Origin of the sequence: Luteibacter sp. 329MFSha, assembly GCF_900111665.1 — a bacterium.
Classification (GTDB): Bacteria; Pseudomonadota; Gammaproteobacteria; order Xanthomonadales; family Rhodanobacteraceae; genus Luteibacter.
Genome location: NZ_FOJE01000001.1, coordinates 2086869 through 2102828, shown reverse-complemented (window position 1 = coordinate 2102828; position 15960 = coordinate 2086869). Strand labels below are relative to the sequence as shown.

Genomic DNA, 15960 nt, shown 5'->3' with positions numbered 1-15960 from the left:
TTGGGCGCATCCTCCGGAGCCATTCCCCACGGAGCCGTCACGATGAAGAATCCCGAAGCGACCAAGAAACTGCGCAAGGCCGACCTGCGGACCCCGTCGGGTCTCAGCGCGGACGCGACCCGTGACATCGCCGCGGGCCTGAACACGCTGCTTGCCGATACCTTCGCGCTGTACCTGAAGACGAAGAACTTCCACTGGCACATGTCGGGCCCGCGCTTCCGCGACCTGCACCTGCTGCTGGACGACCAGTCGGACCAGATCTTCAAGATCACCGACGACATCGCCGAGCGCGCGCGCAAGATCGGCGGCACGACGATCCGCTCGATCGGCAACGTGTCGCGGCTGCAGCGACTGTCCGACAACGACGCGGACTTTGTGACGCCGCAGGACATGATCGCCGAGCTGCGCGACGACAACGAGCGCTTCGTCGGCTTCATGCGCGAACTGCACGGCGTGTGCGACGAGTACGGCGACGTCGCGACGGCCAGCTTCCTCGAGAACTGGATCGACGAAGGCGAGCGCCGCGTGTGGTTCCTGTTCGAGATCGCGCGCGAGCACTGAGCCCGCGAAGCAATTGTGGGAGCGGACCTGGCCGCGACAGCTTTTCGCCGGGAGCAACAGGACCTGCGAAGCCCCTGTGGGAGCGGACCTGGCCGCGACGGCTTTTCGCCGGGAGCAACAGGGCCTGTTGCTCCTCGCGAAGAGCGGTCGCGGCCAGGTCCGCTCCTACAGTTAAAGCCGTCGCGGCCAGGTCCGCTCCTACGGTTCGAGCGGTCGCCAGCTTTACTTCTTCGGCGTGGCGATCGCGCCGATCAGATCCTTGCCTTCGCCGCGCACGAGGTGGGGATACTTCAGGCCGCCGTGGTAGTCGACCTTGACCGTGCGGTATTCCTCGATGTCCTTGATCAGGAACTCGATCGGCGCCGTCGTGGACTTCGCGGCGGTGACGGCGTCCTTCAGCGCCTGGCCGGAGTAGTCCTTGCCATCGACGGCGACGATCGTCACGCCGGGCACGAGTCCCGCCTTCGCCGAGATGCCCTCCCATTGCGCGTCGGTCACCACGCCCTTGTCGGACACCTGGATGCCCAGCGAATAGGCGAAGTTGACCGTCTTGCGGATCTTCTCGGCCGTCTTCGCGAACGCGGTCGGCTTGTCGTCGTAGACGAGCTTCCAGCCGCCGCCTTCGATGCCGTGCTCGGGTAGCGTGTCGCCGGTGTAGTCGAGGCGCTGGCGCAGGAACGTGGCCCAGTCGTACGGCTGCACGCCGTTGAGCGTCGAAATGACGTCGTCGAACGTATAGGTCTTCGGCTTGTAGCTGCCGTTGTCCATCCCGAAGAACGCGCGGGCGAATTCATCCAGCGTGTGCTTGCCGCCGGAGAGGTCGCGGATCTTCGTGTCGACGTCGAGCCAGAGCAGCTGGCCTTCCGGGTAGTAATCGGAGCTCCGGCGCAGGTTGGTCCAGCCCGTCGTGCCGCGCGACGACAGCGGAATGCCATCCGCCGTGTCCTGCAGTGAGCGCCATTCGCGACCCGTGCGCGCGGACATGTCCGCGGCGATCCCGGCCAGCGAGTCGCGCCATTGTTCGGTGGTCCAGATGCCCGAACGCGCCGTCAGCACGCCGGCCCAGTAATCCGTCATGCCCTCGTACACCCAGAGCAGGTCGTCCTGCATCGGCTCGGTGAACGTCGGCGTCCACAGATCGGCGGGGCGACGGAACTTGCCGTTCCACGAATGGATGTACTCGTGCGGCAGCAGCGTTCCGGCCGCGGCGTTGGCGTCGGGATCGGTCAGGAAGTTGGCGAAGAGACGATCGTCGCTGGACTGATGGTGCTCCAGTCCGAAGTGTCCGGTGTGGTCGGACGTGACCAGCAGGAAGTCGTAGTGATCGTAGTGGTGCGCGCCGAACAGCTTGTTCGCCTGCACGATGAGCGCGCGCTGCTTCGCGATCTGATCTTCCGTCGCCTTGACGCCGGCCGCGGTGTCGCCGGTGATGTTGAGGTGCACCTGCGTCGGCTGGCCCGGCGCGAGGTCGATGCGGGTGAAGTACTTGCCGGTCATCACCGGCGAGTCGACCAGGTTCTCGAAGCTCACCGGCCTGAAGCCGACCTCGTCGCCCGACTGCGACGCGGTCTCGAGCGCGGAGGCGAATTTCCAGCCAGCCGGCAGCTTGAGCGTCGGCTGGACCGTGATCTGGCTGGTGTAGTACCCGGCCGGATAGAAGGCCACTTCGTTGAACGACAGCGGGATGTAGTTAGGCGTCGTTGGCGCCAGGTAGTCGAACGTGAGGTCGAGCTTGTCCACGCCTTCGGGCACGTCGACGTGGAACGCGTACATCTCCTTCAGGTCGCGGCGCCAGGGAATGCGCTTGCCGTTGCCGGTGACGATGAAACCCGCCACGTTGGAGAGCGGGCCCGAGGGGGCGTGCACGCCCGGGATCCACTTCGGATAGTAGAGGATCGCGTGGCCGGGCTTGACCGGGATGCTCTCGCGCACGTGATAGAGATGTCGCGACGCGTCGGAAAGATCGACGTGCAGCGTGAGGTTGCCGGGGTAGGGCTGGTCCGCGGCCACCGGGAGGTCGGCGGCGCGTGCCTGGGGCATGGAAAGGGCCATCGCGGCCGCGACGGCGGCGGCGAGGGTGGCGCGGCGGAACGGATGGCGCATGGCTCGTATCCTGGCGGCGTGGGTAGCCTTCGATACTCGGCGCGGGTCCGCGGGTGGGCGTGTGCCAGAGGTCATGGCCGTTCCGCCCGCGTTTGAAACGGGGGACTTCGCGCGCACCATGGCCGCCGCTAGCATGGCGCCCATGAAAGCAAGCACGCTACGGCGCGTCCTCAACGCATGGCCGCCTTTCTTCTTCGCCGGTATCCGGGTCGTCGAGTTCGACACCTACCGCTACGCGAAGGTGCGCCTGAAACTCGCCTGGTACAACCGCAACTACGTGCGCACGCAGTTCGGCGGCAACCTCTTCTCCATGACCGATCCCTTCTGGATGATCATGGTGCTGAAGAGCCTCGGCAACGACTACATCGTGTGGGACCAGGCGGGCGAGATTCGTTTCGTCGCGCCGGGGCGCGAGGCCGTCTACGCGGAGTTCCGCGTCGAGGACACCGTCCTCGACGAGCTGCGCGCCGCCACCGCGAACGGCGAGAAATGCCTGCGCTGGTTCGATACCGACATCCGCACGGCGTCGGGCGAACTGGTGGCGACGGTACGCAAGCAGCTCTACGTCAGGCGCAAGCGGCCGAAGGCCTGAGGGCGCCGCTCAGAAGAGCAGCGACGCCATCTTGCGGCGGTAGGCGCCGACGAGCGCGGCGTCGTCGATGGTGGCGAACGCGGCGAGCAGCCGCTTCTTCGCCTGGCCGTCCTGCCAGTCGCGCTGGCGCTTCAGGATGTCGAGGAACTGGTCGAGACCGGCGGCGGCGTCGCCTTCGATCAGCAGGCGGACACCGAGCAGGTCGCGCGCCTCCCAGTCGTTGTCGTCCGATTGCACGCGCTGGCGCAGTTCGGCCAGCGAGGGTGCGCCGGCGAGCGCGCGGGCGAGTTCGAGCTGGCTGCGCAGGCGGACCGCCCGGGCGTCGGTCGCCAGATTGGCGGGCAGGGCATCCAGTTCGGCCTGGGCCGGACCGACGTGGCCGGCGCGCATCAGCGCCAGGGCGAGGTCGAGCTTCAGCTCCGGTCGCTCCGGCTCCGCGGCGATCGCCTGCTGGATACGGTTGATGGCGTCCTCGGGCGTCTCGGCGGGCGCGTCGACGTCGTCGGCGTCCTCGCCACCTTCGGCTGCTTCGATACCGTTGCGGGCGAGGAACTCGCGGATCTGACCTTCCGGCAGCGCGCCGGCGAAACCGTCCGCCATCTGCCCGTCCTTGATCAGGATCACCGTCGGGATGCTGCGCACGCCGAACATCGCCGCGAGCTGCTGCTCGGCCTCGACGTCGATCTTGGCCAGGCGGAACGCGCCGTTGAACTCCCCGGCGAGCTTTTCGAGGACCGGGCCCAGGGTCTTGCAGGGTCCGCACCATTCGGCCCACAGGTCCACCAGGATCGGGGTCTGCAGGGAGGCCTGGATGACGTCGCTCTCGAACCCGGCCGTGGTCGCGTCGAAGACATGTTCACTGCGGGTCTGGGCGCTGCTCACGGGGGTGCTCCTGGCGAATGGGAATGCCCCGTAAGTCGGGGAAGACGGCGAGCTTATCAAGGGACGACGCCATTTTAGGAACAGTCCTACCCCGCTCGTCATGCGCCGTTTACGGGGATTTGCGATCATAGGGCGCGGGCCGTTGCGGCCGCGTACCGCTTGGAAGGCATGCACACAGCCCAGGATCTCATCGTCTGCGAACACTGCGACTCCGTCTACCGGAGGCGCACGCTCGCGCGTGGCGAAGTGGCCGACTGCGCCGTCTGCGGCGCGGTCCTCGATCGACACCAGTGGGTGAGCATCGACGGGCAGTTCGCGCTGATCGTCACGGCCTTCATCGTGTTCGTGATCGCCAACGTGTCGCCCATCGTCACGCTGGGGCTGTCGGGGATGAGCGCCGCCACCACCCTCTGGGGCGCCGTGATCGCCATGTGGAACGACGGCGCCCAGATCGTCGCGTTCCTGAGCGCCATGACGCTGTTCTTCTTCCCGCTCAGCCAGATCCTCATCTTCGGCTGGGTGCTCTGGTTCGCCCGGTCCGGCCGCCGCGCGCCGTGGTTCGCGCAGGCCATGACGGCGCTGGTCAGCGTGAAGCCGTGGAGCATGATCGAGGTCTTCATGCTCGGCACCCTCGTGGCCGTCGTGAAGGCCCACACCTATTTCGACGTCGTGCCGGGCGCCGGCATCTGGGCGTTCGGGGTGCTCACGCTGCTGATCACGGTGTTCTCCAGCCTCGATCCGCGCGAACTCTGGACGCTGACCCGCGAGGACAAGGCATGAAGGCCCCGCCGAGAGCCGTCGATCTGGGCATCATGGCCTGCCACGTCTGCCGCCTGGTCACCGCGTACACGGACGACCACCGTGCCCGCTGCCCGCGATGCGGCGCCGCGCTCCACGCGCGCAAGACCGGCAGCATCGCCCGCGCCTGGGCGCTCCTTCTGGCCGCGGCGATGTTCTACATCCCGGCCAACGTGTTCCCGATCATGCGCACGCAGAGCCTGTCGTCCAAGGACGACAACACCATCCTGAGCGGCATCGTCGAGCTCTGGCGGGCCGGCTCGCCAGGACTGGCGGCGATCGTCTTCACGGCGAGCATCATCGTGCCCATGCTCAAGTTCATCATCCTGGGCTACCTGCTGGTGTCGGTGCAGCGGTCGAGCGGCTACGTGGCCCGTCAGCGGACGAAGCTCTACCGCTTCGTCGAACTGGTCGGCTACTGGTCGATGCTCGACGTCTTCGTCGTCGCGATCCTCTCCGCCCTGGTGCATTTCAAGATTCTGAGTCGCGTCGAGCCGCTGCCCGGCGTGGTGTATTTCGGCATCGTCGTCGTGCTGACGATGCTTTCGGCCATGAGCTTCGATCCCCGGCTGATCTGGGACAACAGGAAGAAATCGCAATGAGCGACGCCAACGCAGGAAACACGCCGCCGCAGGACGACGACCTGCCCCAGCCGGTGGTGCGGAAATCCAAGCTCGGCTTCTCGCTGATCTGGCTGGTGCCGATCGTCGCCGCGCTGGTGGGCATCTCGCTGCTGGTCAACCACGTGATGTCGGCCGGCCCGAAGATCACGGTCACGTTCCAGACCGCCGAGGGCATCGAGGCGAACAAGACCCAGGTCAAGTACAAGAACGTGGTGATCGGCAAGGTCACCACCATGCGCCTGTCGAAGGACCGCAGCCACATCAGCGTGGCGATCGAGCTCGACAAGGACGCGCGCGCGTTCGCCACCAAGGGCACGCGTTACTGGGTGGTCCGTCCGCGCATCGGCGCCAGCGGCGTGTCGGGCATCGACACCCTCCTTTCCGGCGCCTTCATCGGCGCGGACGCCGGCGATTCCGACGAGGACCAGTCCGACTTCACGGGGCTCGAGGCGCCGCCGGCGGTGACGCACGGCGCGCCGGGGCGCCGCTTCGTGCTGCACGCCAGCGACCTCGGCTCGCTGGATATCGGCTCGCCGGTTTACTACCGCCGCATCCAGGTGGGCCGCATCGTGTCGTACCAGCTCGACAAGGATGGCAAGGGCGTGTCTCTTCAGCTGTTCGTCGACGGCCCGAACGACCGCTTCGTCACCAAGGACACGCGGTTCTGGAATGCCAGCGGCGTCGACGTCTCGCTGGGTGCCGACGGCCTGAAGCTCAACACCCAGTCGATCGCGACCGTGATCGCCGGCGGCGTCGCCTTCCAGGATCCCCCGGGCCCACACGAGGAGGCACCTGCGGCCGAGATGGCCGAATACACCCTGTTCGGCGACCAGACGACGGCGCTCGCGCCACCCGACGGCAAGCCGCGCTACATCCGCATGCGCTTCGAGCATTCGTTGCGTGGCCTCGCCGTCGACGCGCCGGTGGAGCTGCTCGGCATGAAGGTGGGTCGCGTCGTGTCGGTCAACCTCGACTACGACCCGGTCACGAAGAAGTTCCCCGTGATCGTCGGCGCGCTCGTCTATCCGCAGCGTCTCGGCCAGGCCCACGAGAAGCTGGCCAAGGCCGTCGGCGGGCCGGACGACGACAGCATGTTCCCGCGCATCATGAGCGGGCTCGTCGCCCATGGCCTGCGTGCGCAGGCCCGCAGCGGCAACCTGCTCACGGGGCAGCTCTACATCGCGCTCGACTTCGATCCGAAGGCGCCGAAGGTGGCGTTCGACGCCAGCGCGAAGCCGGTCGAGGTCCCGACGACGGCGGGCGACTTCGACCATCTGCAGGAACAGATCTCCAGCATCGTCGACAAGGTCGAGAAGATTCCGTTCGATTCGATCGGACGCAACCTCGACGGCAGCCTGAAGGAACTGCAGGGCACGCTGAAGAACGTGAACAGCGAGATCCTGCCCGAGGCGAAGAAGACGCTCCAGGGCGTGAACCAGACCGTGGGCACGGCCAACGACGCGCTGTCCGAGAACTCGCCGTTGCAGCAGAACATCGCCAACACGCTGGAAGAACTGCAGCGCACCGTGCGCTCGGTCCGTGCGTTCACCGATTACCTCGGCCGGCATCCGGAAGCGCTGCTGCGCGGCCGCGGCAGCGACGCGCCGCCGAAGATCAGCACCCCGTCCCCGAAGCAGGGCAAGGAAGAACAGCCATGATCCAGACCCTTCGCCTCGCCGGCGTTTCCCTCCTGCTCGCCGGTCTCGCGGCGTGCGCCTCGGCGCCGACGCACTTCCACACGCTGATCCCGCCGTCGGCGCCGCTGGCGGGCGCGACCGCGCCCTTCGTGATCGACGTGCTGCCGGTGAACGTCCCGCCGCAGGTCGACCAGCCCTCGCTGGTGTTGCGACAGGGCGCCAGCGGCATCGCGGTGCTCGATGGCGAGCGCTGGGCGTCGCCGCTCGGCGACGAGATCCGCGGCGCGTTGTCCGCCGATCTCTCGGCTCGGCTCGGCACCCACGACGTCCATGGTCTGCCACGGGCGAAGGACGCCAGGGTCGTTCGCGTGCAGCTCGACGTCCGCCGCTTCGATTCCGAAGTGGGTGGCGAGGCGACGCTGGAAGCGTCGTGGGCCGTCCGTGGCGCCGACCAGGCGGCGACGTGCGCCTCCCGCGTGGCGGAGCCGGCGGGCGGCAGCTACCAGAGCCTCGTCGACGCCCACCAGCGTGCGCTGGGGAAGGTGGCCGACCAGGTGGCGGCCGCCGCGCGGGCGGTCGCCGCCGGCCAGCCGGCCACCTGCGGCGCGCCGCGGTAACGCGCCCAAGGCTTGGCCCGTATGCCCTTCGTGGGATAGTCTCCCGCGATTGAGCGCCGCGTTTTTCGCGCGGCCACCCGAGCATTCGACTGGTACCGAGAACATGCAGGACACCCACGATCAGGGCACGCGCGAGCAGGGCGGTTACGCGCCGGACGTCGTCGAGACGGCCGCCCAGCGCTTCTGGAACGACACCCGCGCCTTCGAGGTGACCGAGGACGCCGGCAAGCCGAAGTACTACTGCCTGTCGATGCTGCCCTACCCGTCGGGCGCCCTGCACATGGGCCACGTGCGCAATTACACGATCGGCGACGTCATCAGCCGCTTCCAGCGCCAGCAGGGCCGGAACGTCCTGCAGCCGATGGGCTGGGACGCCTTCGGCCTGCCCGCCGAGAACGCCGCCATCAAGAACCGCACGGCGCCGGCGAAGTGGACGTACAAGAACATCGAGCACATGCGCGATCAGCTCAAGCGCATGGGCTTCGCCTACGACTGGACCCGCGAGGTCACCACCTGCAAGCCCGAGTACTACCGCTGGGAACAGCAGATGTTCACCCGGCTGATGAAGAAGGGCCTGGTGTATCGCAAGAACAGCGTCGTGAACTGGGATCCGGTCGACCAGACCGTGCTCGCCAACGAACAGGTGATCGACGGCCGGGGCTGGCGTTCGGGCGCGGTGGTCGAGAAGCGCGAGATCCCGCAGTGGTTCCTCAAGATCACGGCCTACGCGCAGGAGCTCCTCGACGGCCTCGACACGCTGCCGGGCTGGCCGGACGCGGTCAAGACGATGCAGCGCAACTGGCTGGGTCGCTCGGAAGGCCTGGAGATCACCTTCGACGTCGACGGCGGTAACGATCCCGTGACCGTGTTCACCACGCGCCCCGACACGCTGATGGGCGTGTCGTACGTGGCGGTGGCGGCCGAGCATCCGATCGCGACGCGCGCGGCGCTCGACAACCCGGGCCTCGCCGCGTTCATCGAATCGTGCAAGGCGGGCGGCGTGTCCGAAGCCGAGCTCGAAACGCAGGACAAGCGCGGCTACTACACGGGCGTGGACGCCACGCATCCGCTCACCGGCGAGAAGGTGCCCGTGTGGGTCGCCAACTTCGTGCTGATGGGCTACGGCACCGGCGCCGTCATGGCCGTGCCGGGTCACGACCAGCGCGACTGGGAATTCGCGCAGAAGTACTCGCTGCCCATTCGCATGGTGGTGGTCGACCAGGGCGTCGTCGACGCCGTGGCCGAGCTCACTCGCGACCTCGCCGCGGAAGGCACGGACACCGTGCAGAACGCGCTCGACGGCGGTTCGTCGGACGCCTACCAGTCCTCGGCCGCGGTCGAGACGGTGAAGACGTTCGAAACCAACATCCAGACGGTCGGCGCGTACACCGAGTACGGCACGCTGACCAACTCCGGCGAGTTCGACGGCCTCGATTTCCGCGGCGCGTTCGACGCGATCGCGGCGAAACTGGAGGCCATGGGCCGCGGCGAGCGTCGCGTGAACTGGCGCATCCGCGACTGGGGCGTCAGCCGTCAGCGTTACTGGGGCTGTCCGATCCCGGTGATCTACTGCCCGCAGTGCGACGCCGTGCCGGTGCCGGAAGACCAGCTGCCGGTGGTGCTGCCCGAAGACGTCGAGTTCTCCGGCGTGCAGTCGCCGATCAAGGCCGATCCGGAGTGGCGCAAGACCACCTGCCCGAACTGCGGCGGCCCGGCCGAGCGGGAAACCGACACGTTCGACACCTTCATGGAGTCGAGCTGGTACTACGCACGCTACACGAGCCCCGGCGCCAACGCCCAGGTGGACGAGCGCGCGAAGTACTGGACGCCCGTCGACCAGTACATCGGCGGCATCGAGCACGCGATCCTGCACCTGCTGTATTTCCGCTTCTATCACAAGCTCATGCGCGACGAAGGGCTCGTGGACAGCGACGAGCCGGCCACCAATCTCCTGTGCCAGGGCATGGTGATCGCCGAGACGTACTTCCGTAAGGAGGCCGACGGCTCGTCCACGTGGTTCAACCCGGCCGATGTCGACGTGCAGCGCGACGAGCGCGCGCGCATCGTCGGCGCGGTCCTGCGCGCCGATGGCCAGCCGGTCGAGATCGGCGGCGTCGAGAAGATGTCCAAGTCGAAGAACAACGGCGTGGACCCGCAGTCGATGGTGTCCAAGTACGGTGCCGACACCGTCCGCCTGTTCTCGATGTTCGCCGCGCCGCCCGACCAGTCGCTGGAATGGAACGAGGCCGGCGTCGAGGGCATGGCGCGCTTCCTGCGCCGCCTGTGGCGCGACGTCTCCGCCCATGCCGAGTCCACGCCCGGTCCCGACGACGCGTCCGGCGACGCGGCGCGCAAGGCGATCCGTCGCCAGCTGCACGAGACCATCCAGAAGGTGGGCGACGACATCGGCCGCCGGCAGTCGTTCAACACCGCGATCGCCTCGCTGATGGAACTGCTGAACGCGCTGGGCAAGTTCGACGACGCCAGCGCGCAGGGCGTCGCCCTGAAGCAGGAGGCCTTCACGGCCATGGTCCAGCTGATCAACCCGTTCACCCCGCACATGGCCCACGCGCTGTGGCAGGTGCTGGGTCACGGCGAGACGCTGGTGGAGGACGCCGGCTGGCCGCAGGTCGACCCGTCCGCGCTGGTCCGCGACTCGCTGACCTACGCGGTGCAGGTGAACGGCAAACTTCGCGCTACCATCGAGGTGCCGGCGACGGCCTCGAAGGACGAGGCGGAAGCGATGGCGCGGGCCGAGCCGAACGTGGCCCGCCTGCTGGAAGGCCAGACCGTGCGCAAGGTGATCGTCGTGCCCGGCAAGATCGTCAACATCGTCGCAGGATAACCATGAGCCCGAACCTCCTTCGTTCGCTTCGCATCGCCGCGGTCGTTTCCGTCGTGGCGCTGGTCAGTGCCTGCGGCTTCCATCTGCGGCAGAGCGCGGCCCTGCCGCCGGGCATGAAGAAGATCCACCTCACGGTGTCCGGGGGCGGAAAGCTGGAACGCGAGCTCACCCGCGCGCTGGAGAACTCCGACGCCACGGTCGTCGACAAGCCGGCCGCCGACGCGTCCGAGCTGGCCATCACGTCCAACACCTTCCGTACCGATTCGCTGACCGTGAGCGGTACCGCCCGCGTGACCGAATACGCCGTGCGCTACCACGTCGACTTCAACGTCAAGGCGGCCGACGGCACCGTGATCGTTCCCTCGCAGTCGGTCGACATGTCGCGCGAGTTCAGCTACGACGCGCAGAACACGATCGGCACCGCCAGCCAGACCGAAGAGCTGCAGCGCAGCCTCATCGGCGACATGGTCCAGGCGATCCTGTTCCGCCTGCAGGCCGCCCGCACGCACCCCGCGGTGGCCGCGCCCGCGCAGGCGCCCGCCGCGTCGAACTGACCCTTAAGCACCCGTGCCGTTCAATCCCGTCCAGTGGCAGAAGCACCTCGCCGGCGACCGTCTGGCGCCGGTGTACCTGCTGGCCGGGGAGGAACTCCTGGTCCTGGAAGCTGCCGACGCCGTTCGTGCGATGGCCCGGCGGCTCGATTACACCGAGCGCGACGTGCTCGAAGCCGACAGCCGCTTCGACTGGGACGATCTCGCCCGCGCCTCGGCGGGATTGTCGCTGTTCGCGACCCGGCGCCTGCTCGACCTGCGCCTCGCGGGCGGCCGTGCGGGCAAGGAGGGCGGGGCGGCGATCGCCGCGTTCGTCGCCGATCCGCCGCCCGACACGTCGCTGCTGATCACGGCCACCGAGTGGAGCAGCAAGCACGAGGCCGCCTGGACGAAGACCGTCGACCAGGGCGGCGTACAGGTCGTCTTCAACGCCCCGCGGCCGCACGAGTGGGGCCAGTGGATCGGCGCCCGCCTCGCGTCGCGCGGCCTGAAGGCGACGCCCGATGCGGTCGCGATGCTCGCCGAGCGGGTCGAGGGCAACCTCCTCGCCGCCGCGCAGGAGATCGACAAGCTCGTGGTCCTGGCCGGCGACCAGCGGCTGGATGCCGCGACGCTCGAAGGTCTCGTGGCCGACAGCGCCCGGTTCGACGCGTTCAAGCTCACCGACGCCGCGTTCGCGGGCGAGGGCGGCCGCGCGCTGCGGATCCTGGCCGGACTGCGGGCCGAGGGCGACGAACTCATCGCGTTGATGGGCTGGCTGGTCAACCAGCTGCAGCTGGCCATGCGCCTCGCCAACGCGCGCGATTTCGGCGCGCAGGCCAAGGCCGAGCGACTCTGGCCCGCGCGCGAGCAACTGTTCCGCAAGGCGCTGCGCCGCGCTCCGCGCGAGCACTGGATGGCCTGCCTCGCCCGTGCCGCGCGCATCGACCGCATGGCCAAGGGCCGCGAGCAGGGCGACGCCTGGCTCGAAGCCGAGCGCCTCGTCGCGGCCATCGCCGAACCCCGTGCCGCGGCCGCCTTCGCATGAGCGAACCGCGTCCGCTGGCGATCCTGGGTGGCACCTTCGATCCGATCCATCACGGCCACCTGCGCGCCGCGTGGGAAGCCGCCGAGGCGCTCGACGCCGAAGTGCGCCTCGTCCCGGCCCGGACGCCACCGCACCGGCCGCCGCCGGTCGCCGACGCGGCCGGTCGCGTGGCGCTGCTGCGCGCGGCGCTCGCGGGACAGGATCGCCTGACCCTCGACACCCGCGAACTCGACCGCGACGGCCCCTCCTACACGGTGGACACGCTGGCCTCCCTGCGTGCCGACATCGGCCCCGATCGTCCGCTGGTGTTGCTGGTGGGCGCCGACGCCTTCGCGGGCCTGGCGTCGTGGCACCTGTGGCGGGACCTCTTCACCTTCGCGCACGTCGGCGTGCTGACGCGGCCCGGCGCCGCGCACGAGCCAGCCGGCGAACTTGCCGGATTCGTGGAGGGCCGCCGCGCCGACCGCGTCCACGGGCCCGCGGGCTCCGTGGTCGACATCGCGATCACGCCCCTGGACATCGCCGCCACGGCCATTCGTGAGGCGTTCGCGGCAGGCGGCGAGCCCCGGTTCCTCCTCCCCACGGCCTGCTTCGACGACGAGGCGCTGCTGGCGCCGTACCGCGCCCTCGGCCGCTGACGGATCCTCGGTAGCTGCCGCGGCATTTGACGCCGCCGCCCCGGGCGGGCGTTATACTGGCCGCGACGCCGGCATTCCGCCGCACGAGGTTTCCCCATCTTGAGTTCGACCGCATCCCGCAAGGCCAAATCCGCCGCCGGCAACGAGCACCTGCGCAAGCGCGTGGTGGCAGCCCTTGAAGACCTCAAGGCCAAGGACGTCCGGGAAATCGACGTCCGCGGCAAGACCTCCATCGCCGACATCCTGTTCATCGCGTCGGGCACCTCGGCCCGCCACGTGAAGTCCATCGCCGACGAAGTCATCAAGTTCGCGAAGGAAGCGGGCGTGATGCCGCTCGGCGTCGAAGGCCAGACCGAAGCCGAATGGGTGCTGGTCGACCTCGGCGACATCATCGTGCACGTCATGATGCCGCGCATCCGCGAGTTCTACGGCCTCGAGCGCCTGTGGACCGTGGGCGACGACGGCGCCGAAGCCGCCAACGACTGAGCCCGCCATGCGGGCTCGCCTCATTGCCGTCGGCGAGCGCATGCCGGCCTGGGTGGCCGAAGGGTTTGCGGAATATCGCAAACGCCTCTCGCACGAGCTGCCCCTCGAACTGATCGAGATCAAGCCCGGCGTTCGCGGCAAGGGCCGCGACGACGCACGGGCGATCCTGGACGAGGGCGCGGCCATCCTGGCGGCGCTGCCGCGGGATATCCATGTCATCGCCCTCGACGGCCGCGGCCGCTCGTGGTCGAGCGAGGACCTGGGCCAGCAGCTGGAGCAGTGGCGGATGAACGGGCGCGACCTCGCGTTCCTCATCGGCGGGCCGGACGGCCACGCGCCCGATGTCCTCGCGCGAGCCGACCAGCGCTGGTCGCTCGGTCCGCTGACGTTGCCGCACATGCTGGTGCGGCTCGTCCTCGCCGAGCAGCTCTACCGCGCCACGACGCTCGTCGCGGGCCATCCCTATCACCGCGCCTGAAGGAATCGCCGTGCTGTACCTGGCCTCGCAATCGCCTCGCCGCCGCGAGCTCCTCGACCAGCTCGGGCAGCCGCACCGCACGCTGGACGTCGACGTCGCCGAGGTTCGCGCGCCGGGCGAAGCGCCGGACGACTACGTGGTCCGCGTCGCGCTGGACAAGGCGCGTGCCGGATTCGCGCGCGTCGCGGGGGAATCCGGTGCGCGCGTGCTGGCCGCGGACACCGAAGTGATCCTGGGCGACGAGGTGTTCGGGAAGCCGCGCGACGCGGACGACGCCGCGGCGATGCTGGGCCGGCTCTCGGGCCGCGAGCACCGTGTCGTGTCCGCCGTCTGGCTGGTCGATTCGGAGGGCGAGCGTCATGCCATTTCGGTGTCCAGCGTGCGCTTCGCGCCGCTCGACGCATCGCGCATCGCCGACTACGTCGCGAGCGGCGAATGGTCCGGCAAGGCCGGCGCATACGCCATACAGGGCCGCGCGGGCGCCTTCGTCGCGCACCTGGCCGGCAGCTACTCCGGTGTCATGGGCCTTCCGCTGTTCGAAACGTCCGAACTCCTTCGCGGTCAGTGACAGGTCGTCTGCGCACGGCTATAAAGCATGATGACTGAAGGAAAAGGGACGGCGGTGAGCGAGGAAATCCTGATCAATGTCACGCCGCGTGAGACCCGCGTCGCGATCGTCGAGAACGGCATGCTCCAGGAAGTCCACGTCGAGCGCGCGCAGAAGCGCGGCTACGTGGGCAACGTCTACAAGGGCCGCGTGCAGCGGGTGATGCCCGGCATGCAGGCCGTCTTCGTCGAGATCGGACTGGAGCGCGCCGCGTTCCTGCACGCCTCGGACATCGTGCGGCCTTCGCTGCCTCCCACCGACGCGCCGGGCGAAGGCAAGTCGAACGGGCACGGTCCGGTGCCGCCGATTTCGGAGCTGGTCCACGAAGGCCAGGAAATCGTCGTGCAGGTGGTGAAGGATCCCATCGGGAGCAAGGGCGCCCGCCTGTCGACGCACCTGTCGATTCCTTCGCGCTACCTTGTCCTGCTGCCGCATTCGCGCACGCTCGGCGTCTCGGTGCGCATCGAGGAGGAGGCCGAGCGCCAGCGGCTGAAGGACATCATCAATCCGCTCATCGGCGAGAACCACCTCGGCTACATCGTGCGCACGAACGCGGAAGGCCAGTCCGAGGAGTCGCTCGCCTTCGACGTGACCTACCTGGGCAAGGTGTGGCGCGTCGTGCAGGAGAACATCCAGAAGGCGAAGGTGGGCGAGCGCGTGTACGAGGAGCTGTCGCTCCCGTTGCGCTCGCTGCGCGATTCGCTGAACGACGGCATCGAGAAGGTGCGCGTGGATTCACGCGAGACCTACGAGAAAACCGTCAAGTTCGTGGCGAAGTTCATGCCGGTGCTGTCCGACCGCATCGAGCACTACGCCGGCGAACGGCCCATCTTCGATCTGTACGGCGTGGAGGACGAGATCCAGCGCGCCCTGCGCAAGGAGGTGCCGCTGAAGTCCGGCGGTTACCTGATCGTGGACCAGACCGAAGCGATGACCACCATCGACGTCAACACGGGCGGCTACCTCGGCAGCCGCAACCTCGAGGAAACCGTGTACCGCACGAACCTCGAGGCCGCGCAGGCGGCGGCGCGTCAGCTGCGGCTGCGCAACCTCGGCGGCATCATCATCATCGACTTCATCGACATGACCGACGACGAGCACAAGCGGCAGGTGCTGCGCATGCTCGAGAAAGGCCTGACGAAGGACCACGCGAAGACCACGGTGTACCCGATGTCCGCGTTGGGCCTGGTCGAAATGACGCGCAAGCGCACGACGGAAAGCCTGGAACGCCAGCTGTGCGAGCCCTGCCCCGCGTGCAGCGGCCGCGGCACGCTGAAAACCGCGGAAACCGTCATCTACGAGATCTTCCGCGAGATCACGCGCGCCGTGCGTCAGTTCAACGCGCAGAAACTCCTCGTGATGGCGAGTCCGAAGGTCGTCGGTCGGATCCTCGAGGAAGAATCCGCGGCGGTCGCCGAGCTCGAGGAATTCATCGCCAAGAGCATCCGCTTCCAGGCGGAAGAGCATTATTCGCAGGAACAGTTCGATGTCGTTCTGCTCTGAACCCGGCGCGCG

16 protein-coding genes are annotated in these 15960 nt (G+C 68.3%); 14 read left to right on the top strand and 2 right to left on the bottom strand.

The features are described 5' to 3' along the window. Positions 1–42 precede the first annotated feature (42 nt). Positions 43–561 (top strand): Dps family protein, encoded by a 519-nt coding sequence (locus BMW54_RS09450; RefSeq protein WP_090054886.1) that lies wholly within the window; start codon positions 43–45, stop codon positions 559–561. 222 nt (positions 562–783) lie between these two features. On the opposite strand, the gene BMW54_RS09445 is transcribed toward BMW54_RS09450, so the two are convergent. After that, entirely contained in the window at positions 784–2664 is a 1881-nt protein-coding gene (locus BMW54_RS09445; RefSeq protein WP_090054884.1) for a M61 family metallopeptidase, read from the bottom strand. A 142-nt stretch (positions 2665–2806) separates the two neighbouring features. Here BMW54_RS09445 and BMW54_RS09440 point away from each other — a divergent pair, with 142 nt between their 5' ends. Further along, positions 2807–3256, top strand: a complete 450-nt coding sequence (locus BMW54_RS09440; protein ID WP_090055890.1) for a DUF4442 domain-containing protein — start codon at positions 2807–2809, stop codon at positions 3254–3256. Between the two features lie 9 nt (positions 3257–3265). On the opposite strand, the gene trxA is transcribed toward BMW54_RS09440, so the two are convergent. Beyond that, positions 3266–4138 (bottom strand): thioredoxin, encoded by an 873-nt coding sequence (gene trxA, locus BMW54_RS09435; RefSeq protein ID WP_254779180.1) that lies wholly within the window; start codon positions 4136–4138, stop codon positions 3266–3268. A 168-nt stretch (positions 4139–4306) separates the two neighbouring features. Between trxA and BMW54_RS09430 the strand changes: the two genes are divergently transcribed. The 12 genes from BMW54_RS09430 (at position 4307) to rng (ending at position 15948) form a co-directional block, all read left to right on the top strand. Beyond that, positions 4307–4918 (top strand): paraquat-inducible protein A, encoded by a 612-nt coding sequence (locus tag BMW54_RS09430; protein WP_090054881.1) that lies wholly within the window; start codon positions 4307–4309, stop codon positions 4916–4918. Beyond that, entirely contained in the window at positions 4915–5538 is a 624-nt protein-coding gene (locus BMW54_RS09425; RefSeq protein WP_090054879.1) for a paraquat-inducible protein A, read from the top strand. The genes BMW54_RS09430 and BMW54_RS09425 overlap by 4 nt, the downstream gene beginning before the upstream one ends. Further along, positions 5535–7217 carry a PqiB family protein gene (locus tag BMW54_RS09420; RefSeq protein WP_090054878.1) on the top strand — a complete coding sequence of 561 codons (1683 nt, stop codon included), beginning with the start codon at positions 5535–5537 and terminating at the stop codon, positions 7215–7217. Before BMW54_RS09425 ends, BMW54_RS09420 begins: the two co-directional genes overlap by 4 nt. Continuing rightward, on the top strand, positions 7214–7813 hold the full coding sequence (locus tag BMW54_RS09415; RefSeq protein ID WP_090054876.1) for a PqiC family protein: 600 nt from the start codon (positions 7214–7216) through the stop codon (positions 7811–7813). The genes BMW54_RS09420 and BMW54_RS09415 overlap by 4 nt, the downstream gene beginning before the upstream one ends. 103 nt (positions 7814–7916) lie before the next feature. Continuing rightward, on the top strand, positions 7917–10658 hold the full coding sequence (gene leuS, locus BMW54_RS09410; protein ID WP_090054874.1) for a leucine--tRNA ligase: 2742 nt from the start codon (positions 7917–7919) through the stop codon (positions 10656–10658). Between the two features lie 2 nt (positions 10659–10660). Beyond that, a complete protein-coding gene (lptE, locus tag BMW54_RS09405; protein ID WP_090054872.1) occupies positions 10661–11212 on the top strand; it encodes an LPS-assembly lipoprotein LptE in 552 nt (183 codons plus the stop codon). A 13-nt stretch (positions 11213–11225) separates the two neighbouring features. Beyond that, on the top strand, positions 11226–12236 hold the full coding sequence (gene holA, locus BMW54_RS09400; RefSeq protein WP_090054871.1) for a DNA polymerase III subunit delta: 1011 nt from the start codon (positions 11226–11228) through the stop codon (positions 12234–12236). Beyond that, a complete protein-coding gene (gene nadD, locus BMW54_RS09395; RefSeq protein WP_090054869.1) occupies positions 12233–12874 on the top strand; it encodes a nicotinate-nucleotide adenylyltransferase in 642 nt (213 codons plus the stop codon). Before holA ends, nadD begins: the two co-directional genes overlap by 4 nt. A gap of 150 nt (positions 12875–13024) precedes the next feature. Further along, positions 13025–13360: a ribosome silencing factor gene (rsfS, locus tag BMW54_RS09390; RefSeq protein WP_254779274.1), complete on the top strand. Its 336-nt coding sequence runs from the start codon at positions 13025–13027 to the stop codon at positions 13358–13360. A gap of 7 nt (positions 13361–13367) precedes the next feature. Further along, complete coding sequence (rlmH, locus tag BMW54_RS09385) at positions 13368–13838, top strand: 23S rRNA (pseudouridine(1915)-N(3))-methyltransferase RlmH (protein WP_090054859.1); 471 nt, start codon at positions 13368–13370, stop codon at positions 13836–13838. Positions 13839–13848: 10 nt separating this feature from the next. Beyond that, positions 13849–14406 carry a Maf family protein gene (locus tag BMW54_RS09380; RefSeq protein ID WP_090054858.1) on the top strand — a complete coding sequence of 186 codons (558 nt, stop codon included), beginning with the start codon at positions 13849–13851 and terminating at the stop codon, positions 14404–14406. A 54-nt stretch (positions 14407–14460) separates the two neighbouring features. Next, positions 14461–15948 carry a ribonuclease G gene (gene rng, locus BMW54_RS09375; protein ID WP_090054857.1) on the top strand — a complete coding sequence of 496 codons (1488 nt, stop codon included), beginning with the start codon at positions 14461–14463 and terminating at the stop codon, positions 15946–15948. Positions 15949–15960 lie beyond the last annotated feature (12 nt).

Coding starts and splice junctions, on each gene's coding strand:
- BMW54_RS09450 (WP_090054886.1), top strand. CDS start 43: ATGAAGAATCCCGAAGCGACCAAGAAACTGCGCAAGGCCGACCTGCGG.
- rlmH (WP_090054859.1), top strand. CDS start 13,368: ATGCGGGCTCGCCTCATTGCCGTCGGCGAGCGCATGCCGGCCTGGGTG.
- nadD (WP_090054869.1), top strand. CDS start 12,233: ATGAGCGAACCGCGTCCGCTGGCGATCCTGGGTGGCACCTTCGATCCG.
- BMW54_RS09425 (WP_090054879.1), top strand. CDS start 4,915: ATGAAGGCCCCGCCGAGAGCCGTCGATCTGGGCATCATGGCCTGCCAC.
- BMW54_RS09415 (WP_090054876.1), top strand. CDS start 7,214: ATGATCCAGACCCTTCGCCTCGCCGGCGTTTCCCTCCTGCTCGCCGGT.
- BMW54_RS09420 (WP_090054878.1), top strand. CDS start 5,535: ATGAGCGACGCCAACGCAGGAAACACGCCGCCGCAGGACGACGACCTG.
- BMW54_RS09430 (WP_090054881.1), top strand. CDS start 4,307: ATGCACACAGCCCAGGATCTCATCGTCTGCGAACACTGCGACTCCGTC.
- BMW54_RS09440 (WP_090055890.1), top strand. CDS start 2,807: ATGAAAGCAAGCACGCTACGGCGCGTCCTCAACGCATGGCCGCCTTTC.
- leuS (WP_090054874.1), top strand. CDS start 7,917: ATGCAGGACACCCACGATCAGGGCACGCGCGAGCAGGGCGGTTACGCG.
- lptE (WP_090054872.1), top strand. CDS start 10,661: ATGAGCCCGAACCTCCTTCGTTCGCTTCGCATCGCCGCGGTCGTTTCC.
- BMW54_RS09445 (WP_090054884.1), bottom strand. CDS start 2,664: ATGCGCCATCCGTTCCGCCGCGCCACCCTCGCCGCCGCCGTCGCGGCC.